Raw genomic sequence first — 20,648 nt, 5'->3', positions numbered from 1 at the left:
TCCTGCCCGACGCCTCCGACAAAGATGAACGTCAGCCCCTGATCTGCCGTGTGATGGACGGGTCGGTGATGGCGGTGTCGTCGGCCAGGAGGAAGGCTTTGCTGAGGATGAGTGCCAGTCGGCCGTCTTCCTCGAAGGGGAGGAACAGCCCTGCGTGGGGGTCGCGGCCGGAGACGATGCACAGGTAGGCGTCGTTGGGCTCCATGAGGATGTTGCCCGAGCCCAGGTGGATCTTGTAGGTGCGCAGGTCACCCCGGACCACGAGATAGCGGTCGGTCACCGTGCACCGTTCGGCGATGGCCGTACGGCCGATCAGCCGGGACAGCGCGTCCCGGCGCACCTCGGCGGACGGCGCCAGCGGCCCTAACGAACCCGTCTCCCAGTAGCCCCGCAGCTCGTCCGGCCTGTTGGCGGCCCATTCGGGATAGCTCGTGATCGAGGAGACGGCGACGAACAGGTCGACATCCCGCATCGCCTCGCTGAACACCAGCGGCGGCACCTCGCTCAGCGCCGCCGCTCGCCACGCGCCCTCGGACAGCCGGTGGAAGCGGACCTGACCGGTGACCGCGTACGCCTCCTCGTAGGAGAGATACCCGTGGTCGAACGACGCCCGCCACCCGCCCCCTGCCAGCACTCGCCGTGCCTGTCCGCCGCCGCCGTCCCAAGGTCCTCTGTAATCGGCCTGCCAGCCGCGCTGCTTGAACAGCGCGTAGAGCTTGGGGTAGTCCACCACGTGCTCGGCGAACCGGTCGGAGTAGGTCGCCGTCGTCTCCTCGGCGGGCGTCAGCAGGTAGACCTCACGAAAAGCCTGTTTGAACGGCTGCCGCAGCTCCTTGTCCTGCACCACCTCCCGCCAGGCACGCACGTCGGCCACCGAGGCGCGGGCCGGATGCCACAGGCGCACTGGCCCGTCCGGCACGCCCAGCCCCAGCTCGCTCCGCCACACGCCGGGCGAGACCTCGAACTCCCAGATCAGCCGCTCGGCGATCGGCTGCCCGGCCAACTGGTGGTAGGGCGGTGGGGTATCGCTCGCGTATCCGGCCTCCAGCGCCCTGACCAGCGTCGCCTGCTGCTGCTGAACCTGCTTGGCCAGGTCGCGTAGCCGCTTGACCTCCTCGGGATGCGCACGCTTGGCCGCCGCCGGCACCGACTTGAGCTTCTTGTCCCCGTGCCACCACGACAGCTCGACGGCACCCTCGGTCGAGATCACCGCCGTGTGTTCGCCCACCGCCTGCCGCACCCGCCCGTCGGGCAGCCGGAAGGCCACCTCCAGCCGGTTGGCCAGGGCGGGCTCGATCCGCTTGAACATGCGGTCCAGCTGCTTGGGCACCCCGGCATGCCGGGTCGCCCGACGGGCGGCGCGTAACGCCGAGATGGCCTCCGGCGTGGGATGCTCCTCCACCGCGCGGGCGAGCTCGTACAGCACGGCCTGCGAGGGCAGCGTCCTGGCCTGCTGGGGCGCCACCGCGACCCCGGGCACGAGCCGCCCCAGCAGCTCGGGCAGCCACGGCTCGTCCAGGAAGAGCGCCAGCCGGGCGGCCCGGCCGATGGTCTTCGTCTCGCCGTGGTCGAATGCCTTGTCCGCCCGATAGGGGATCTCCCCGGCGTGGATCACCGAGACCCGAACCTCCGCCGCTTCCAGCGTCGCGCGGGCGAAGTCGAGGTAGCCGGGCAGGCCGGAGAGCTTGCGCACATCGAGTGGCGGTGGCGAGAAGCCGTCGGACCGCTCCCCCAGCGACTCGGCGAACACCGCCCGCCACGCCACCTCCCGGCCGAGCAGCAAGTCCACCTCGGCGACCGCGATCGGTCCGCACCCCTCGGTGAGACGCGGGGCGACCTCCGCGTCGAGTCCCGCGATCCCCGCCACCGCCAGCACGGTGAAGGGCAGCTCCAGCGACCTGTCGCGCGGCACGAAGCCGAGCACCACGCGCGCCACCTCATCCGGTCGCCCCACCGGCACTTCCGCCGGAAGAGGCACCACCGTGCCGACCTGGACGCACAGGTCCGCCCATTGCTGGATCGACAATCCCTCGATCAGGGGCTCGAACAGCCTGGCGCACGCCTCAGGAGTGACCGACGGCCGATTCGCCGCCTCGCCGGTGGGGGAGGCGGCGGCCGTGCTTCTGATCATCAGCTCCAGCAGGTGCTGGGCCCGATAGGAGAACCGCATGCGGGCGATCATGCCGGACCCCACCGACACATTCGCTCCTGGCCTGAGCCGGGTACCGGGTCGTAGGTTGAGGTGACCTGTGAAGGAGACGGCATGACCGTACGAGTGGAACGTGAAGGCGCGGTGACGACCGTCGTGCTCAGCAGGCCCGGGGTGCGCAACGCCGTCGACCGTGAGACCGCCGACGCGCTCACCCGGGCCTTCCGCGCGTTCGACGACTCCGACGCCGACGTCGCGGTGCTGTGGGGAGAGGGTGGGACGTTCTGCGCGGGCGCCGACCTCAAGGCGCTGGACAACCACGTCGGCGAGGACGGCGACGGGCCGATGGGCCCGACCAGGCTGCGCCTGTCGAAGCCGGTCGTCGCCGCCGTCGCCGGGCACGCCGTCGCGGGCGGCCTGGAGCTGGCGCTCTGGTGCGACCTGCGGGTGGCCGAGGAGGAGGCGGTGTTCGGGGTGTTCTGCCGGCGCTGGGGAGTGCCGCTCATCGACGGAGGCACCGTACGGCTGCCGCGCCTCATCGGTGAGAGCCGGGCGATGGACCTGATCCTCACCGGCCGGCCGGTCGGCGCGCGGGAGGCGTACGAGATGGGGCTGGCCAACCGGATCGTGCCCACCGGGACCGCGCGGCAGGCGGCCGAGGGGCTGGCCCGCGAGATCGCCCGCTTCCCGCAGACCTGCCTGCGCGGCGACCGGCTGTCGGTGCTGGAACAGCACGGCCTCACCGAGGCCGAGGCGATGCGGGGCGAACTCCGGCACGGCCTGGTCTCGCTGTCCGACGCCGCCGACGGCGCGGCCCGCTTCGCCTCCGGAGCGGGCCGCCACGGCGACTTTGGACAGCTGTAGCCCAAGGCCGTCCAGGCGTCATGGGCCGGGCGGTTGCGGCGGAGGTCATCAGGCGTAGCGGCGTACGGTCTCCGGGTGGATGACGACGCGGAGCTGGTCGGCGGCCAGCATCGCGGCCAGATCGCGGGCCCGGGCCGGGTCGTCGAGGTCCCAGTAGCGAGCGGCGAGGCGGGAACACAGGTCGTGCGCTCCATCGGCCTCCATCGTGGCGCGGCCGACGACGGACACCCAGTGTTCGCGCTCACCCACGGGGGCTGCGACCACGATCGAGGCGCGGGGATCGCGCCGCAGGCGCCGCACCTTCAGCGAGTCCGGCTCCGTGATGAATTGGATGGTCCCGTCCGCGGTGACCTCGAACCACACTGGCCGGGGTTGCGGCGGCTGCGTCCCCCCGGCCACGGACAGGAACCCGAGCAGTGGGCGTCTGAGGAACTCAAGGTCCTCGGCGGTCAGCAGGGTGGTGTCGGTGCTCATGGCAGTGATTCAATGCTGTCCGCTCGGACGAAGCCATGGGTGAAAAGCCGGATTTCCTGTGTCATCGTCCAATCTTGGTGGCTCGGCTGGAATGACAACTCCCGGGACCAGAGCTAGAGCACGGGGAAGTTCGCCCTGATCACGCCGCGCGGGTCGCGGGTCCGCTTGAGGTCGCGCAGCCTGTCGAGCGTCTCGCGGGGGAAGGCGGACGCCGCGTGCTCGCCGCTGTGCAGCATCGTGTACGGCGTGCGACCGGTCGTGTGCGGCACCAGAGCCTTCGACAGGCCCTCGATCCGGTCGGCGGTGGCCTGGGACGGCAGGCCGAGCAGGTAGGCCAGGTACGGCTCGTCCAGGTGACCGGCCGCGCCACCGCCGGGGGCGGGCCTGGACAGGGCGCCGCCCAGGTGCCTGATCTGCACACTGATCAGCGGGTCGATCGGCTCGGCCAGCAGCACCTCGGCCACCGCGTCGTCCAGGCTCGTCAGCAGGTGCGCGCTGCTCATGCCGGGGCTGGGATCGGTCGGCTCGGCGCAGATGCCGCCCAGCTCGGCCACCGGCAGCAGGCCGCGGCTGTCGCTGATCGCGCCGCCGACCCGCTCGAAGGGGCTCAGCAGGGCGCCCGGGTGCTCGCCCAGGAAGGTGCAGTCCACCGCGACGAAGCCCGGCCCGCCAGGGAACTTCAGCAGGTCGAACCAGACGGTCAGCTCGTCCGGAGCCGTCGCCGTGACCTCACGGTAGGCGGCCAGCACCTCCGGCGCCCGCTCCACCGGCCACATGATCCGCCCGCCGTACAGGAAGGGCGCCGGATGCAACCCGAACTCCAGCCCCGTCACCACGGCGAAGTCACCGCCGCCACCGCGCAGCGCCCAGAACAGCTCCGGGTCCGTCTGCGCCGTCACCCTGATCTTCGCGCCACCGGCATCGACCGCGTCGAAGGCGAGCACACTGTCGGCGGCGAACCCGTACGCCCTGCTGAACCAGCTCAGCCCGCCACCCAGCGTGTACCCCGTCACCCCCACCACCGGGGAGCTCCCCGCCAGGCCCGTCAACCCGAGCGGGCTCGCGGCGGCCAGCACCTGCCCCCACTGGGCACCCGCCCCGGCTCGCGCCACCCCGTCGATGATCTCCACGCTGTTCAGCCGGTGGGTCCGCAGCAGGATCGCGCCCTCGGACGAGGCGCCGGCGCCGTGGCCGGTCGGCTGGGCCGTCACCGCCAGGCCGTGCAGGGCGGCGTAGCTGATCGTCGCGGCCACGTCGTCGGTGTCCGCCGCCTCGACGACCGCGAGGACCGGCTGGTCCACCGCCAGGTTCCACGGCCGGCGCGCCTCGTCGAAGCCCGGGTCGCCGACGGTCCAGGTACTGCCGCTGATCGCGTTCTTCAGTTCGTTCATGGGAACGAGTGTGCGGTCAACGAATTGACGGTGGCTTGAGGTTGACTTGGGGTCGTGGAGGTTCGACTGTTCGGTCCGCTTGAGGTGTACGACGCCGACGGCGTCAGGCTCGATCCCGGCACGCGCAAGCAGCGGGCCGTGCTGGCCATGCTCGCCCTGCGGCCGGGCACGGCCGTCTCGCTCGACCGACTCATCGAGGAGCTGTGGGCGGGCGAGGCCCCGGCCAAGGCCACCGGGACGCTGCAGGCGTACATCTCCCACCTGCGGCGGGTGCTGGAGCCGGGCCGCAGGCCGCGCACCCCGCCCGCGCTGCTCCTCACCCGCGAGCCCGGCTACCTTCTGGACATCACGCCCGCCCAGACGGATGTGGGCCGCTTCGCCGCCTGGGCCGCCGACGGCCGCCGCCTGACCCGGTCCGGTCGGCACGCCGAGGCCGCTGCGGTGCTCGATCGGGCGCTGGCGCTGTGGCGCGGGGAGCCGCTGGCGGAGTTCCCCGGCCTGAGCTTCGCCCGCGCCGAGGCCGCCCGGCTGGCCGAGCTGCGGTCGGGTGCGGTGGAAGATCGGCTGGAGGCCCGGCTGGACCTGGGCGAGGCCGGCATCCCCGACCTTGAGGCGCTGACCGAGTCCCACCCTTACCGGGAGCGCGCCTGGGGTCTGCTGGTGCTCGGCCTCTACCGTGCCGGCCGGCAGGCCGAGGCCCTGGCCGCGCTCCGCCGCGTACGCTCCCTCCTGGCGGACGAGCTCGGCATCGAGCCGGGCCCCGACCTGAAACGCCTGGAACAGGCCGTCTTCAACCAGTCCCCAGACCTGGAACGCCGCTCCCACACCGGCCCGGCGGACACGATCCCGCGCACTGCGAAGGTGCCCGACACCCCTGCTGGTCCGCGTGCGGCGGCGATCACGTACGAGCCTGCGGGCTTGCGTGACGCGTCGATTCCGGACGAGCCTGCGGATTCTGCCGTCGCCCCCGCTTCGTACGGCGCTGGTGGTGGGCGGTTGGTGGGGCGGGGCGGTGAGTTGCGGGCGGTCGAGGAGCGGCTGGGGGAGGCGCGGGCCGGCAGGGGCGGGCTGGTGGTGGTCACCGGCGAGGCGGGGATCGGCAAGACCAGCCTGGCCAGGGCCGCCGCCGAGCGGGCGGAGGCGCGCGGGTTCCGGGTGGCGTGGGGGCGCTGCCTGGACGGGGGTGGGGCTCCGGCGTTCTGGCCGTGGACGCGGGCGGGCGTGATCCCGGCTCGGGCGCACGCCGAGCTGTTCGACCTGTACGACGACGTGCTGACGCACCTGCGCATCGGCCCAAAGCTGCTGGTGCTGGAGGACCTGCACTGGGCCGACGCCTCCTCGCTGAAGCTGCTCGGCCATGTCGCCGGCGAGCTGCCCCGCACCTCCACGCTGGTCCTCGCCACGCTCAGGCCCGAGCCGGGCGAGCACCCGGAGCAGTTGCGCGAGACGCTCGGCGCGCTGGCCAGGGAGAGCCTGCGGATGCCGCTGGCCCCGTTCGACTCCGACGACGTGCGCGACTACCTGCGCCTGCGCGACGTGCGAGCCGACCCGCTGGCGTTGCTGGACCGCTCGGGCGGCAACCCGTTCTACCTCACCGAGCTGCTCCGCCTGCCGGAGAGCGAGCGCGATCTGGTCCCGCCGGGCGCCCGCGACGTCATCGACCGCCGCCTGGCCAGGCTCCCCGCCCCCACCCGGGACCTGCTCAGGGCGGCGGCCGTGGCGGGCCGCGAGGTGGACCTGGAGCTGCTGTCCGCGCTGGCCGAACGGCCGATCGAGGAGGTCATGGCCCTGCTGGAGCCCGCCCTGGCGGCCGGGCTGATCGCCGAGACGGCCGGCTACCGCTTCTCCCACGACCTGGTACGCCAGGCGCTCGACACGGGGCTCGACCGGCTGGCGCGCGCCCGGTTGCACCTCAGGGCGGGCGAGCACCTCGCCAAGGTCCCCGGCGCGGACCCCGCCCTGCTCGCGGGCCACTTCGCCGCCGCGGCCCCGCTGGGCGGCTCGGCCAGGGCCGTCGAGCACGCGACCGAGGCCGCCCGCCGGGCCGCCGCGGGGCACGGCTACCAAGAGGCCGTCGAGCTGTGGGAGCTCGCGCTCGCCCACCTGCCGCCCGGCGACTCGGCCGCCCGTTGCCGCACCCTGACCGAGCTCGGGCGGGCGCGCCGCGACGCCGGGGACGCCGGTGGCACGCTGCGTGACCTGAGTGAGGCGGTCGCCCTGGCCCGCCGGCTGGGTGACCGGCAGGCGCTGGTGACGGCGGTGTCGGTGTTCGGCGGCCAGTCGGTGTGGAACTGGCGGCCGTACGGAGTCGTGGACGAGGAGATGGCCGAGGTCCTGGAAGAGCTGCTGGCAGGCCCGCTCGCCGACCACGACAGGGCGACCCTGCTGGGCACGCTGGGCGTCGAGCTCTACTACGGCCCCCGCCGCGCCGAGGGCGAACGCCTCGCCGCCGAGGCGGTGGAGCTGGCCCGGACCCTGGACGATCCGGCCCTGCTCGCCAGGACGCTGAACAACCACCTGCTCGCCTCCTTCGTCCCCGGCCGCAACCCGCAGCGGCTGCGCGCGGCCGAGGAGATGCGCGAGATCGCCTGCCTGAGCAGCCAGGCCCGCCTGATCGCCGGGATCTTCCGGATGTCCTGCCTCCTGCGGGCCGGCGAACTCGCCGAGTGGGAGCGGGAGCTGGCCCGCTGCGAGGAGCTTCTCCGGCGGCTGCGCCGGCCGGAGCTGGAGGCCATGGTCAGGGTGGCGGAGACGGCCGGGCACACCCTGCACGCGCGCTGGCCGGAGGTGGAGTCGCTGCTGGACCGCTTCCCCGGTCTCCGGTACGGCGCGAGCCTGTGGGGGCTGGACGCCCGCCGCCTGACCGCCCTCTACACCTGCAGGCGCGGCCAGGGCAGGGTGGCCGAGATCCTGGACGAGCTCGTCGCCGCCGCCGGCCGCCCGCTGCTCACGCCGGTGCGCCCCATCGCCGTTCTGGCCGCCCTCGACGTCGGCCGGGAGGACCTGGCCGCGGACCTGATCGCCAGGTGGGGCGCCGACCTGCGCGAGGACTGGTCCGCCGACTTCCTGTGGCCTGTCTGGGGGCTGATCGCCGCCCGGCTCGGCACCCCGGACCCCGCAGACCTGTACGCCCGGCTGCTGCCGATCGCGGACCAGCTCATCGTGATGGGCTCGGGCAGCGTCGGCTGGGGCTCGGTCAGGGACGTGCTGGCCCAGCTCGCGCTCCGACTCGGCCGTACGGACGAGGCTCGTACGCACGCGCGGGCGGCGATCGACGCCCACCACCGCCTGGGCCTGCCCTACTGGGAGACCCGCAGCCGCGAGCTGTGGGAGCGAGGCACGGCGGGGGATTGTCGGGGCCGCCACGTATCGTGACCTCATGCCTGACATCGAGGTCGCCGGCCGCGAAGTGCGCATCACCAGTCCCGACAAGGTGGTCTTCCCGCGCGGCGGGCACACCAAGCTCGACCTGATCCGCTACTACCAGGCGGTCGGCGAGGCCGCGCTGCGCGGCGTGCACGGGCGGCCGATGGTGCTCAAGCGGTTCGTGCACGGCATCGAGGAGGAGCCGTTCTTCCAGAAGCGCGCCCCGGCCAAGCGGCCCGACTGGATCGAGGTGGCCGAGCTGCGCTACCGCTCGGGGCTCGGCGCCGAGGAGGTCGTCTGCACGGATCTGGCGCAGCTGGTGTGGGTGGTCAACCTCGGCTGCGTCGACCTCAACCCGCATCCGGTGCGCGCCGACGACCTGGCCAACCCCGACGAGCTGCGCATCGACCTCGACCCGGTGCCCGGCGTCCCCTACTCCGACGTGCTGCGCACCGCGCAGGTCGCGCGGGACGTGCTCGGCGATCACGGGCTGACCGCGTGGCCCAAGACGTCGGGTTCGCGAGGGTTCCACGTCTACGCCAGGATCGACCGGCGTTGGCCGTACGCGCAGGTGCGCAAGGCGGCCGAGACGGTGGCGCGCGAGGTGGAGCGGCGCGCCCCGGACCTGGCCACCAGCCGGTGGTGGAAGGAGGAGCGCCACGGCGTCTTCGTCGACTTCAACCAGAACGCCTACGATCGCACCGTCGCCTCCGCCTACTCCGTGCGCGCCCTCCCCGACGCCCGCGTGTCCACACCGCTCACCTGGGACGAGGTGCCCGGCTGCCGGCCGGAGGCCTTCACCCTCGACACCGTGCCCCAGCGGTTGCGGGAGGTCGGCGACCCGTGGGAGGACATGGACCTGCACCCCGGCTCCCTCGACGGCCTGCTGGAGCTGGCCGGCAAGCTCGGCCCCGCGCCCAAGCCGCCCAAGGGCAGCGGCCGCAGGCAGCAGACCAGGCCCGTCATCGAGATCGCCAAGGCACAGCACAAGGACGAGGCGATGGCCGGCTTCGAGCGCTGGAAGGCCCGCCACCCGGAGGTGGCCGCCCAGCTGGAGCCGGCCGACGTGCTGGTGGACGGCATGCGCGGGCGCAGCAGCCTGTGGTACCGGATCAGGGTCAACCTCCAGCATGTCCCGGAGGCACAGCGCCCGCCCCAGGAGCCGCTGGAGGTCGACTACGACCCCTGGACCTGACCCCCACCGGCGTCACCCCCAGGTCAGCGGCCGGAGATGAGGTCCGCCAGGCGGGCGTACGGCGAGGTGGTGGTGCCGCGCTCGTTCTCCCGCCGGTCGGCGGCCCGGTAGAGGGTGTAGATGAGCTGCACGCCCGCCCACCGCAGCGGCTCCGGCTCCCACTGCCTGACCTGACGCCCCACCCAGGGCAGCGCGGTCAGCTCGGTGTCGCGGCGCAGCAGCAGGTCGCGCAGGGTGCGGCCGGCCAGGTTGGTGGTGGTGACACCACTGCCCACGTAGCCGCCGGCCCAGCCGAGGCCGCTGGCGTGGTCGAGGTGCACGGTGGAGCACCAGTCGCGGGGCACGCCCAGCACTCCGCACCAGGAGTGCTGGACCCGCACGTCCACCGCCGCCGGGAACAGCTTGACCAGCATCCGCCACAGCAGCGCCGCCGTCCGCGGCTGGGTGGCCCCCCGGTCGTCCGTACGGGATCCGTACCGGTAGGGGACGCCGCGCCCGCCGATCGCGATGCGGTCGTCGGCGGTGCGCTGGGCGTAGACGTAGGCGTGCGCCTCGTCGCCGAGCAGTTCGCCGCCCGCCCAGCCGATGTGCTTCCACACCTCGGCCGGCAGCGGCTCGGTGACGATCATCGAGCTGTTCATCGGCAGCCACTGCCGGTGCTGACCGGCGAGGCCGGCCGTGAACCCCTCGGTGGCGCGGATGACGTAGTCGGCCCGGACGATGCCGCGCGTGGTGACGGCCGACGCCGTGCCGCCCTGACGCGGCCGGATCTCGGTGACCGTGGTGTTCTCGAACACGTCCACGCCGAGTCCCGCGACCGTGCGGGCCAGGCCGACGGCCAGCTTGGCCGGCTGGAGGCGGGCGCAGTGCGGCGAGAAGGTGGCCTCGACGGCGCCCGCGACGTTCACCCGCTCGTGCTGCTCGTCGCGGCTCAGCGGCCGCATGTCGTCCTCGCCGTAGCCCCAGGTGCGCAGGTCGGCGAGGTCGGCGCGCAGCCGGGCGCGCTGGGCGGGGTTGGTGGCGACGCGGATCAGGCCGCCCTTGTGGATGTCGGCGTCGATGCCTTCGTCGCGGGCCACGCCGATCACCTCGTCGACGGACCGGAACATCGCGCGCTGCAGGTCGATCATGGCCTGGCGGCCCCGAGCCTTGGCGTGCCGCCTGCGCGAGCCCGCGAACTCGGCCGACAGCCAGCCGCCGTTGCGGCCGGACGCGCCGAACCCGGCGAACTCCTTCTCCAGGATCGCGATCCGCAGGTCCGGCTGCTCCTTCTTCAGGTAGTAGGCGGTCCACAGGCCCGTGTAGCCGCCGCCGACGATGGCGACGTCGTACTCGCGGTCTCCGGGCAGCCCGGCGCGGCGCTCCGGCACGCCGATCTGCCGGTACCAGTAGGACACGCCGCCGTTGGCGAAGTCCTTGGTCCGCGGGATGCCTCTCACGTCGTCACAGCTCCTCAGGCAGGGGTGGGCGGGCTGATCACCCAGAGGACCTCGGCGACCTCGTCACCCTGGTTGGCCAGGCGGTGCGGGACCGAGGTGCGGTACTCGACGCTGTCCCCGCCGGTCAGCACCTGCGGGGACGCCGAGCCGAGCCAGATGGTCACCTGGCCGCGGAGCACGAGGAGGATCTCCTGCGAGTCGCCGTGCGTGTACGGCTCCGCCCCGGTGGAGGCGCCCGGGTCGAACTCGCCCGCGTACATCTCCAGATTCCGCAGCGGACGCTGTGAGATCAGGTATTTACGGGTGCCGGGGCTCATGGGCAGCTCCGGCCGTTGCGAGCGGCGGACCACGCGGTGGCCCACCTCCTCCTCGTCGTTGAAGAGGTCGGCCACGGTGAGGCCGAGAGCGCCGGCGATCCGCCGCAGCATGCCGATGCTCGCGCTGGTCTGACCGCGCTCCAGCTGGCTGATGAAGCTGGGGCTCGCCTCCGCCTCGCCGGCCAGACCCCGAACGGTCATGTGCCGCATGAGCCGGTAGGCCCGGATGCGGGCGCCCAACTCGGTCATCGAACCCCTCGATCAGCCCTACTGAACAAGGTGTTCAGTGCCCTGAGGGGAAACGTACCCAACCTGGAGGAACCCCAGCAAGAGGACGCCGGGTAACGATTACTTCCTCGTCTGCCGCTGGTAGCCCTCGTCGCCGCCGTAGACCCGCAGGTCGGGGTCTCGCTCCGGCTGGTTGGCCGGGCTGGTCGGCGAGGCCGTGTGCTCCACGGCGAAGTCGTCGGACAGGGGCATCGGCGGGGACAGATAGTCGGCCCAGGAGACCCGGCCCAGGGGAGTGGCGTCCGTGGTCAGCGCGCCCGATCGCTGTGCGGCGACCAGCTTGCCGGGGTAGCGGACCCGTACGCACACGCGGCGCAACCCACGAGCCCGCAGCCAGGTCCTGACCAGCTCGTCGGTGCCGAGCACCTGCGGCCCGCCGAACTCCAGCGTCTCGTCCCGCGGCCCCTCGGCGAGCAGCCCGGCCAGGCGCGCGGCCACCTCGCCGGTGTCGATCGGCTGCCAGGGGACCGAGTGGTCCACCGGCAGCATGGGCAGGCCGGCGAACCCGCGCAGCAGCTTGTCGAGCCACTGGTGGAAGTGGGTGGCGCGGAGCACGGTGTAGCCGAGGCCGCTGCCCCTGACCACGCGTTCGGCCTCGAACGTGTGCCGCAGCAGGCCGGTGGGCACCCGGTCGGCGCCGACCAGAGAGACGTACAGCAGGTGAGCCACCCGCGCCTCGCGAGCGGCCGAGACGAGCGTCAGGGTGCCCGCGACGTCGACCCGCTCGGCCCCCTTACGGCCGTGAGTGGCCAGATGCACGATCGCGTCGCAGTCGCGGGCCGCCTGCCTGACGCCGTTGCCGGAGGCGAGGTCGCCCCGCACCCACGTCACCTCACCCCCGTCCCGCTCACGGCGACTCAACGCCCGGACCTGGTGGCCCCGCCTGACCAGGGCGGGCACCACGGCCCTGCCCAGCGTGCCGGTCGCTCCCGTAACCAAAATGCGCATATCGGTCACCTACCCGGTGAAAGCCTGTCCGTGCATCTGCGGGGTAGTGCGCTGCACATGGCTCGAATCGCAGCGGAATCCCTGATAGAACGGCTCGCCGAGTGGGATGTCGACACCGTCTTCGGCATGCCCGGCGACGGCATCAACGGCATCATGGAAGGCCTGCGCCGCCATCGCGACCGGGTGCGCTTCGTCCTCGTGCACCACGAGGAGGCCGCCGCCTTCATGGCCACCGGCTACGCCAAGGCGACCGGCCGGATCGGCGTCTGCCTGGCCACCTCCGGCCCCGGCGGCATCCACCTGCTCAACGGGCTCTACGACGCCAAACTGGACCACGCGCCCGTGCTGGCCATCACCGGCATGCAGGAGACGTCGGTGCTCGGCACGGCCTATCAGCAGGAGGTCCACCTGGACCGGCTGTTCGAGGACGTCACCGAGTACAACATGATGATCAGCAACCCGGCGCAGCTCCCGTCGCTGGTGGACGTGGCGATCAGGACCGCCTACGCGCGGCGCGGGGTCGCGCACCTCACCATCCCCAACGACGTGCAGGTCGCCGACGCCGACGCCGAGCCGTACGACAGCCTCGGACCCGTCAGGCCGCCGCAGACCGCGCCCGTCTACCTGCGGGCGTCCGGCCTGCCGCGCCCGGAGGACCTGGAGTGGGCGGCCGAGGTGCTCAACGGGGCCGTCCGCCCGGCCATGCTCGTCGGCGCGGGCGCGCTGCACGCCGGGGACGAGGTGCTGGCGGTGGCCCAGGCGCTGGGCGCGCCCGTGGTCAAGACACTGCCCGGCAAGGCGGTCATCCCGGACGACTCGCCGTACACGACGGGCGGCATCGGCCTGCTCGGCACCCGGCCGAGCGAGGAGCTGATGGAAGAGGCCGACGTGCTCTTCATGGTGGGGACCAACTTCCCCTACACCAAGTATCTGCCGGAACCCGGCAGGGCACGGGTGGTGCAGTTCGAGGCGGACCCGGCCAGAGCGGGCACCAGGATCGCCACGGACGTTCCGGTGGTGTGCGACGCCAAGGAGGGGCTGCGCGAGCTGCTGCCGCTGCTCGCCCGCCGCGACGGCAACGCCCATCTAGCGAAATATCAGGAAAAAATGGCGAACTGGCGGGCCGACATGGACGCGCTGGAGAACGGTGAGCGCGACCCCATCGCCCCGCAGTACGCCGTGTCCGTCCTCGACGAGCTGGCCACCGACGACGCCATCCTGACCTGCGACAGCGGCACCATCGCCACCTGGGCGGCCCGCCACTGGACCATCCGCGGCGGGCGCGAGTTCTACCTGTCCGGCACCCTGGCCACGATGGCGCCCGGCCTGCCGTACGCGATCGCCATGCAGCACGCCCACCCCGGGCGGCAGGTGATCGCCTACGTCGGCGACGGCGGCTTCGCCATGCTCATGGCCGAGTTCCTCACCGCCGCCCAGCACCGGCTGCCGGTCAAGGTCATCATCAACAACAACAACTCGCTCGGCCAGATCCTCTGGGAGCAGATGGTCCTCGGCTACCCCGAGCACGGAGTCCGCTACCCCGAGCCGGTGGCCGACTTCTCCACCTGGGCCCGATCCTGCGGCGGCTTCGGCGCCAAGGTCAGCAAGGCGGGCGACCTGGCACCGGCGATCAGCCAGGCGCTCGCCCACGACGGCCCGGCCCTGGTGGACGTGGACGTGAACCCGAACGAGCCGCCGATGCCCGGCAAGGTCTCTTACGAGCAGGCCAAGAACTTCGCCCAGGCCTTCCTCAGGGGACAGCCGCACAAGGCCGCCATCGCCACCACCCTGTGGAAGGACCGCATCCAGCGCCTGGGCGACTAGAGGCGACCAGAGGTTCAGGCCACGCTCAACGGTTCACGCTTTCCTTCTGCCGGACGTACCAGGTGACGATCCACAGGACCAGGCCGATCGCCAGCAGCACACCCGCGATCTGGTATTGGCCGGCCGGACGCCCGGAGGACCACGGCAGCACCAGGTAGAGGCACGTGAACGTGCCCACCACGGGAAGGATCCGGCCCGCCTTGAAGTGCTCCCCGGGCACCTGATCCTTGCGCAGGACGAGCACGGACAGGTTGACGAGCGCGAACACCGCGAGCAGGAGCAGCGACGTCGTCCCGCCCAGCAGGGCCACGACCGGGCTCTCCGGGTCCAGCGAGACGAAGGTGATGAGGCCACCCGCGATGGCGGTGGTGAACAGGATCGCCGCGTGCGGCGTGCGGCGCGTGGGGTGCACCTTCGCCAGGAAGGCCGGCAGCACGCCCTGTCTACCCATCCCGTAGAGCAGCCGGCTGGCCATCAGCATGTTGATCAACGCCGAGTTGGCGACGGCGAACATCGAGATGAACGGCAGCAGGTCGGAGATCGGGAAGCCGGGAGCCGCGGTCTGCACCACCAGCGACAGCGGCGTCTCGCTGTCGGCGAGCTCTCCGACGGGCACCACGGCGACGGCGCAGATGGAGACGAGCACGTAGATCAGACCCGTGATCCCGAGACCGGTGAGCATGATGCGGGGAAAGATCCGGGCCGGGTTCTTCGTCTCCTCCGCCATGTTGACCGAGTCCTCGAACCCGACCATGGCGAAGAACGCCAGCGACGTCGCGGCGCTGACCGCCAGGAACACGCTCTTGTCCTCGGGAGTCTCGAAGGCGACGACGCGGGAGAAGTCCGCGTTCCCGCCGGAGATGAAGTACAGACTGATCACGATGACGAGCAGCAGGCCCGAGAGCTCGATCGCGGTGAGCACCACGTTGATCTTGACGCTCTCGCCGACTCCGCGCAGGTTGACCGCCAGGACCAGGAGCATGAAAATCAGCGCGATCATCAGGATGACGCCGTTGCCGACGTCGAGCCCGAATCCGGTGCTGAGGTTCGCGGCGAAGGCCCGCGAGGCGGCGGAGGCGGAGGTGATGCCGGAGCACATCACGGCGAAGCACACCATGAAGGTCAGGATGTGCGTGCCGAACGCCTTGTGCACGTAGAGCGCGGCTCCGGCGGCCTGCGGATACTTGGTGACCAGCTCAAGGTACGAGCACGCCGTGATCAACGCGACGAAGAAGGCGATGGCGAAGGGCAACCAGGCGGCGCCTCCCACTTCGCCCGCGACCTGGCCGGTCAGTGCGTAGATGCCGGTGCCGAGAATGTCGCCGATGATGAACAGCAGCAACAGCCCCGGGCCCATCACCTGCTTCAGGCTGGGTTGCTCGCCGCTGTTCGTCCCGATATGGCTGGGTGGGCTGGTCTGTGCCATGGGGGGTTCCTCTTCTGCAGCCGCTCTGGAACGTCATTACGTACCCCGGTTGGCCTGCGGATATTCTGGCCCGCGCGGTGACATTGCGATCGTCCGGCCGCGACTAAGCCGCCTGTGACCAGGCGCGGGCGATCCCGGCCGCCGCGCTGCGCAGCGGCTCCACCAGGCGGGGCAGCTCCCGCGACCGCCGGGAGGACAGCACGATGCCCAGAGCCGCGATGGCCCGCCCCTCCACCAGGACGGGAGCCGCCGCCGAGCACGAGCCCAGCGACATCTCCTCGAACGTGAGCGCGTAGCCCTGCGCCCGGACCGTTCCCAGCTCCCGCGCCAGCCGGCCCGGCTCGGTGACCGTGTGCGAGGTGGGCCGCTCCAGCTCGCGCGCCAGATAGGCCCGGACGAACCAGTCGGGCTCGTACGCCAGCAGCGCCTTGCCCACCCCCGTCGGGTGCATGGGCAGCCGCGACCCCGTCCTGGAGACGATCGGCACCGCCCGCTTGCCGTACACCTTGTCGACGTACAGCACCTCCAGGCCGTCGCGGACGGCCAGGTGCACGTTCTCGCCGGTGCTCCCGAACAGCTCCTGCAGCCACGGGTGCGCCACGTCGTGCAGCGGGTCCGGCGCGAGCCGGCCGAGCTCCCACAGCCGCAGCCCCACCCGTAACCGCCCGTCGGCGGTGCGGTTGAGCGCCTGCCACCGCTCCAGCTCACCGACCAGCCGGTGAGTCGTCGTCAGCGGCACCCCGCTGCGGGTGGCGAGCTCGGTGAGGGAGAGCTGTGGGTGCGCCGCGTCGAACGCGCCCAGCAACGCGAGCACCTTCGAGGTGACCGTACGACCCGGCTCGCGGGATCCGCCTGACATGTGCCTATCGTGCAATGTTCTTCCACTGAGTGGAAGAGTCCTGTCGGCTTGTCCGCCGCCGGGGCAGGATGCTTCCCGTATGCGGACTCAGGTAGGGATCATCGGCGCGGGGCCCGCGGGCCTGCTCCTGTCACACCTGCTCCACCTGCGCGGCATCTCCTCCGTGGTGCTGGAGAAGCGCAGCCGCGACTACGTGGAGCGGCGGGTGCGAGCCGGCGTGCTGGAGCAGGGGACGGTCGACACGCTCATCGAGGCCGGCGTGGGCGAGCGCCTGCTCCGCGAAGGGCTGCCCCATCACGGCATCGAGCTCAGGTACGACGGCGAACGGCACCGCATCGCCTTCGAGAAGCTCGTGCCCGGCAGGGCCATCACCGTGTACGGCCAGCAGGAGGTGGTCAAGGACCTCATCGCCGCCAGGCTGGAGGCGGGCGGCGACATCCGCTTCGAGGTCGAGGACGTGGCGGCGCACTCCCTGGAGGACCGGCCGTACCTGACCTTCGGCGGCGAGCGGCTCGACTGCGACGTGATCGCCGGCTGCGACGGCTTCCACGGGGTGTCCCGGCCGTCCATCCCGCCGGGCGTGCTCAAGACCTACGAGCGCGACTACCCGTTCGCCTGGCTGGGCGTCCTGGCCGAGGTCGCGCCGTCCTCGGAAGAGCTGATCTACGCCAGGACCGAGCGAGGCTTCGCTTTGCACAGCATGCGCTCACCCACGATCAGCCGCTTCTACCTTCAGGTGCCGCCCGACGCCGACGTGGCCGAATGGCCCGACGAGCGCATCTGGGCCGAGCTCAGGACGCGGCTGGAGACCGTGCCCGGATTCGCCCTGACCACCGGCGCGATCATCGAGAAGAGCGTCACCCCGATGCGCGGCTTCGTCACCGAGCCGATGCAGCACGGCAGGCTCTACCTGGCGGGCGACGCCGCGCACATCGTGCCGCCCACCGGCGCCAAGGGGCTGAACCTGGCCGTGGCCGACGTCCGGGTGCTCACCGAGGCGCTGACCGCGTTCTTCCACGACGGCTCCACCGGCGCGCTCGACGGCTACTCCGCCGCCTGCCTCAAACGGGTGTGGCGGGCGCAGCACTTCTCCTGGTGGATGACCACGCTGCTGCACACCTTCGACTCCGACGACGCCTACGGGCGGCGGTTGCAGCTGTCCTACCTGGACTATGTGACCTCCTCCGAGGCGGCGGCGACCACACTGGCGGAGAACTACGTAGGACTCCCCTGGTGAACTCAACCCCCGCAACTGAAGGAACGCGATGACCCATCCGCCCTATCTGAGCCCAGGCTACGGCAGCACCGTCCTGCGCGCCCCCTCCCAGCCGCCGGTGACGTTCAAGGCAGACCCGGACGCGATCGAGCTGACCAGCCCCGTCTTCGGCCACCAGGAGGTCGGCGCCCTCGACGCCGACCTGACCAGGCAGCACGACGGCGAGCCGATCGGCGAGCGCATCATCGTGACCGGCCGCGTCCTCGACACGGACGGGCGTCCCGTACGCGACAGCCTGATCGAACTGTGGCAGGCCAACTCCGCCGGCCGGTACGCCCACCTCGGCGACCAGCATCCGGCCCCGCTCGACCCCAACTTCACCGGCGGCGGCCGCTGCCTCACCGACGCGGACGGCCGCTACCGCTTCGTCACCATCAAGCCCGGCGCCTACCCGTGGCGCAACCACCCCAACGCCTGGCGCCCGGCCCACCTGCACTTCTCGGTCTTCGGCCAGGCGTTCACGCAGCGGCTCATCACCCAGATGTACTTCCCCGGCGACCCGCTGATGGCCCTCGACCCGATCTACCAGTCGATCCCCGACGACGCCGCCAGGCAACGGCTCATCTCCTCCTACGCCCACGACGTCACCGAGCCCGAGTGGGCGCTCGGCTACACCTTCGACATCGTGCTCGGCCGGACCCCGGTGGAGCCCTCATGACGACCCTTCCCCTGACCCCCTCGCAGACGATCGGCCCGTTCTACTCCCACGCGCTGCCCTACCCGCACGACTGGGAGCTCGTCCCCGGCACCCACCCCGAGGCGATCACGCTGTCGGGCACCGTCCGGGACGGCGCGGGCGAGCCCGTCCCCGACGCCCTCCTGGAGATCTGGCTCGGCGACACCGGCGACCGGGGCGCCCTGCTCCGCGGCGACGGCCAGGTGTCCGGCTTCGGCCGCTGCGCCACCCAGCCCGACGGCACCTACCGCTTCCGGCTGGCCCGCCCGGCCCGGCCGTACCTGTCGATGCAGATCTTCGCCCGCGGCCTGCTGCGGTCGGTGCTCACCCGCGTGTACCTGGCGGACCAGCCGGACCCCTTCCTGGACACCCTCGACCCGGCCCGCCGCGCCACCCTCGTCGCGACCGGTTCGGATGGTTCGTACCGGTTCGACGTACGGCTCCAGGGTGAGGGGGAGACGGTCTTCCTTGACTTCTGACCCGACCCCGCCGCCCGGCCCGCCGTCCCCTCCGACGGCGGGTACGGCGGGCTCTGGCGGCGGCGGTGCGGCGGCGGGCACCGGCGGCGGTCCGGGTGCGACGGTGGGCTCGAACCGCGCCTCGGGTGCGGGAGGTCGCTCTCGCGTGGAGGCACAGGAGACAGAGGAGGTGGACGTGGACGGCGGGTTGCTGGCGCCGGTGCGGGCCGGCACCCGCGTGGAGGCGCTCACGTCGGATCGGGCGTGGGTGCGGGCCATGCTGGACGCCGAGGCGGCGCTCGCCCGTGCCCAGGCCCGCGCCGGCCTGATCTCCGGCGAGGCCGCGGCCCTGATCGACCGAACGGCGGCGGCGCTCACGGTGGACCCCGCCGACCTCGCCCGCCGCTCCCGCCAGTCGGCGGGCCCCGTCGCCCCCCTGGTCTCCGACCTCCGCCAGTCCGTGTCCCAGGCTGGGCCCCAGGCCGTGTTCCAGCCCGTGTCTCAGCCCGTGTCCCAGGGCGGGGGCGGCGAGGACGTGGCTCGCCTGGTTCATCTGGGAGCCACCACCCAGGACATCCTGGACACGGCGGCCATGCTGGTCGCCACCCGGGCGGTCGCCGTCATCACCGCCGACCTGGACTCCCTCCTGGCTCTCCTGGCCGACCTGGCCCAGCGCCACCGCACCACCGTGATGGCCGCCCGAACCCTCGGCCAGCACGCGGTGCCGACGACCTTCGGCCTCAAGGCGGCCGGCTGGCTGACCGGCCTCCTGCGCACCCGCGACCGTCTGCGCGCCATCCCTCTCCCCGCCCAGCTCGGCGGTGCCGCAGGCACCCTCGCCGCCCTCGTCGAAGCCACCCGCGAGCCCACCCCCGCAGGCCCCGCCCACGAGGAGGCCCGCGGGGGTACCGCGGGTGGGGAGGCCGTGCGTGGGGAGGCCGTGCGTGGCGAGGCCGGGCGTGAGAATGTCGATCGTCCAGCGGGCGATCGTGAGGTGGCCGCCGCTGGCTCCCCGCAGCGGGCGATCACGCTCGTCGCCGTCTACGCCGAGGAGCTGGGGCTGGCGGTGCCGCTGGCGCCGTGGCACGCGGAGCGGTCGGTGGTCGGCGAGCTCGGGGCCGCGCTGGCGGGGACGGCGAGGGCCCTCGGCAAGCTGGCGACCGACGTGATCCTCATGGCCCAGACCGAGGTGGGCGAGGCCGCCGAGTCCTCGCAGGGCGGCTCCTCAGCCATGCCGCACAAACGCAACCCCGCCCTGTCGGTGCTCATCCGCTCGGCCTCGCTGCAGGTGCCCGCGTACGCGCAGGCGCTGGCCCAGGCGGGGGAGCACGAGCGGGCGGCCGGAGCCTGGCAGGCGGAGTGGGCGCCGTTGCGCGAATGTCTCAGGCTGACCGGGGGCGCGGCGGAGACGGCCGTGGAGCTGGTCGGCGGGCTGCGAGTCTTTCCCGACAGGATGCGCGCCAACGTGGACCTCACCGGCGGTCGCATAGTCTCCGAACGGCTCGCCGCCCACCTCGACAAGAACGACCTGCGCACGCTCCTGGACCAGGACGCCCCCCTCGACATCCCACGGGACGCGCTGGACCCTGACGCCCCGCAGGACGTGCTGGACCCGGCCGGATACCTGGGCGCCGCCCCGGAGCTGGTCGACCGCATTCTCGCCGCGTACCGGGAGCGACCGTGAACGTCAGTATCGGA

16 protein-coding genes are annotated in these 20,648 nt (G+C 72.3%); 8 read left to right on the top strand and 8 right to left on the bottom strand.

Annotation, left to right across the window (positions count from 1 at the left end):
- Positions 1-31: 31 nt before the first annotated feature.
- Positions 32-2,200 carry a DUF4132 domain-containing protein gene (locus ACIBQX_RS08120; protein WP_397001944.1) on the bottom strand — a complete coding sequence of 723 codons (2,169 nt, stop codon included), beginning with the start codon at positions 2,198-2,200 and terminating at the stop codon, positions 32-34.
- A gap of 63 nt (positions 2,201-2,263) precedes the next feature.
- Here ACIBQX_RS08120 and ACIBQX_RS08115 point away from each other — a divergent pair, with 63 nt between their 5' ends.
- Entirely contained in the window at positions 2,264-3,013 is a 750-nt protein-coding gene (locus ACIBQX_RS08115) for a crotonase/enoyl-CoA hydratase family protein (protein ID WP_397001942.1), read from the top strand.
- A gap of 48 nt (positions 3,014-3,061) precedes the next feature.
- On the opposite strand, the gene ACIBQX_RS08110 is transcribed toward ACIBQX_RS08115, so the two are convergent.
- Both ACIBQX_RS08110 and ACIBQX_RS08105 read right to left on the bottom strand, forming a co-directional pair.
- The gene (locus tag ACIBQX_RS08110) at positions 3,062-3,487 is read right to left on the bottom strand and encodes a pyridoxamine 5'-phosphate oxidase family protein (RefSeq protein WP_397001940.1); all 426 of its coding nucleotides are present in this window, start codon (positions 3,485-3,487) and stop codon (positions 3,062-3,064) included.
- Between the two features lie 113 nt (positions 3,488-3,600).
- Positions 3,601-4,878, bottom strand: a complete 1,278-nt coding sequence (locus tag ACIBQX_RS08105; RefSeq protein WP_397001938.1) for an FAD-binding oxidoreductase — start codon at positions 4,876-4,878, stop codon at positions 3,601-3,603.
- A gap of 54 nt (positions 4,879-4,932) precedes the next feature.
- Here ACIBQX_RS08105 and ACIBQX_RS08100 point away from each other — a divergent pair, with 54 nt between their 5' ends.
- Positions 4,933-8,253 carry a BTAD domain-containing putative transcriptional regulator gene (locus tag ACIBQX_RS08100; RefSeq protein WP_397001936.1) on the top strand — a complete coding sequence of 1,107 codons (3,321 nt, stop codon included), beginning with the start codon at positions 4,933-4,935 and terminating at the stop codon, positions 8,251-8,253.
- A 4-nt stretch (positions 8,254-8,257) separates the two neighbouring features.
- Entirely contained in the window at positions 8,258-9,439 is a 1,182-nt protein-coding gene (ligD, locus tag ACIBQX_RS08095) for a non-homologous end-joining DNA ligase (RefSeq protein WP_397001934.1), read from the top strand.
- Positions 9,440-9,462: 23 nt separating this feature from the next.
- On the opposite strand, the gene ACIBQX_RS08090 is transcribed toward ligD, so the two are convergent.
- The 3 genes from ACIBQX_RS08090 to ACIBQX_RS08080 all read right to left on the bottom strand — a co-directional run bounded on the left by ACIBQX_RS08090 (position 9,463) and on the right by ACIBQX_RS08080 (position 12,431).
- Positions 9,463-10,878, bottom strand: a complete 1,416-nt coding sequence (locus ACIBQX_RS08090; RefSeq protein WP_397001932.1) for an NAD(P)/FAD-dependent oxidoreductase — start codon at positions 10,876-10,878, stop codon at positions 9,463-9,465.
- Between the two features lie 14 nt (positions 10,879-10,892).
- Entirely contained in the window at positions 10,893-11,444 is a 552-nt protein-coding gene (locus ACIBQX_RS08085) for a helix-turn-helix domain-containing protein (RefSeq protein WP_397001930.1), read from the bottom strand.
- Positions 11,445-11,543: 99 nt separating this feature from the next.
- On the bottom strand, positions 11,544-12,431 hold the full coding sequence (locus ACIBQX_RS08080) for an SDR family oxidoreductase (protein ID WP_397001928.1): 888 nt from the start codon (positions 12,429-12,431) through the stop codon (positions 11,544-11,546).
- A 57-nt stretch (positions 12,432-12,488) separates the two neighbouring features.
- Here ACIBQX_RS08080 and ACIBQX_RS08075 point away from each other — a divergent pair, with 57 nt between their 5' ends.
- Positions 12,489-14,255, top strand: a complete 1,767-nt coding sequence (locus tag ACIBQX_RS08075) for a thiamine pyrophosphate-dependent enzyme (protein ID WP_397001926.1) — start codon at positions 12,489-12,491, stop codon at positions 14,253-14,255.
- A gap of 25 nt (positions 14,256-14,280) precedes the next feature.
- Here ACIBQX_RS08075 and ACIBQX_RS08070 read toward each other — a convergent pair whose 3' ends face one another.
- Positions 14,281-15,681: an APC family permease gene (locus tag ACIBQX_RS08070; RefSeq protein WP_397001924.1), complete on the bottom strand. Its 1,401-nt coding sequence runs from the start codon at positions 15,679-15,681 to the stop codon at positions 14,281-14,283.
- A gap of 103 nt (positions 15,682-15,784) precedes the next feature.
- Positions 15,785-16,540, bottom strand: a complete 756-nt coding sequence (locus tag ACIBQX_RS08065) for an IclR family transcriptional regulator (RefSeq protein ID WP_397001922.1) — start codon at positions 16,538-16,540, stop codon at positions 15,785-15,787.
- Positions 16,541-16,619: 79 nt separating this feature from the next.
- Here ACIBQX_RS08065 and pobA point away from each other — a divergent pair, with 79 nt between their 5' ends.
- The 4 genes from pobA to ACIBQX_RS08045 all read left to right on the top strand — a co-directional run bounded on the left by pobA (position 16,620) and on the right by ACIBQX_RS08045 (position 20,634).
- On the top strand, positions 16,620-17,777 hold the full coding sequence (pobA, locus tag ACIBQX_RS08060; protein WP_397001920.1) for a 4-hydroxybenzoate 3-monooxygenase: 1,158 nt from the start codon (positions 16,620-16,622) through the stop codon (positions 17,775-17,777).
- A gap of 28 nt (positions 17,778-17,805) precedes the next feature.
- On the top strand, positions 17,806-18,474 hold the full coding sequence (gene pcaH, locus ACIBQX_RS08055; RefSeq protein ID WP_397001918.1) for a protocatechuate 3,4-dioxygenase subunit beta: 669 nt from the start codon (positions 17,806-17,808) through the stop codon (positions 18,472-18,474).
- On the top strand, positions 18,471-18,971 hold the full coding sequence (locus ACIBQX_RS08050) for a protocatechuate 3,4-dioxygenase subunit alpha (RefSeq protein WP_397001916.1): 501 nt from the start codon (positions 18,471-18,473) through the stop codon (positions 18,969-18,971). Before pcaH ends, ACIBQX_RS08050 begins: the two co-directional genes overlap by 4 nt.
- Before the next feature lie 145 nt (positions 18,972-19,116).
- Positions 19,117-20,634: a lyase family protein gene (locus ACIBQX_RS08045; protein ID WP_397001914.1), complete on the top strand. Its 1,518-nt coding sequence runs from the start codon at positions 19,117-19,119 to the stop codon at positions 20,632-20,634.
- Positions 20,635-20,648 lie beyond the last annotated feature (14 nt).

It is taken from the genome of Nonomuraea sp. NPDC049714 (genome assembly GCF_044465295.1).
Taxonomy (GTDB): Bacteria; Actinomycetota; Actinomycetes; order Streptosporangiales; family Streptosporangiaceae; genus Nonomuraea.
The sequence above is the reverse complement of the archived record's forward strand: the minus strand, read 5'-3'. Positions and strand labels throughout refer to the sequence as shown.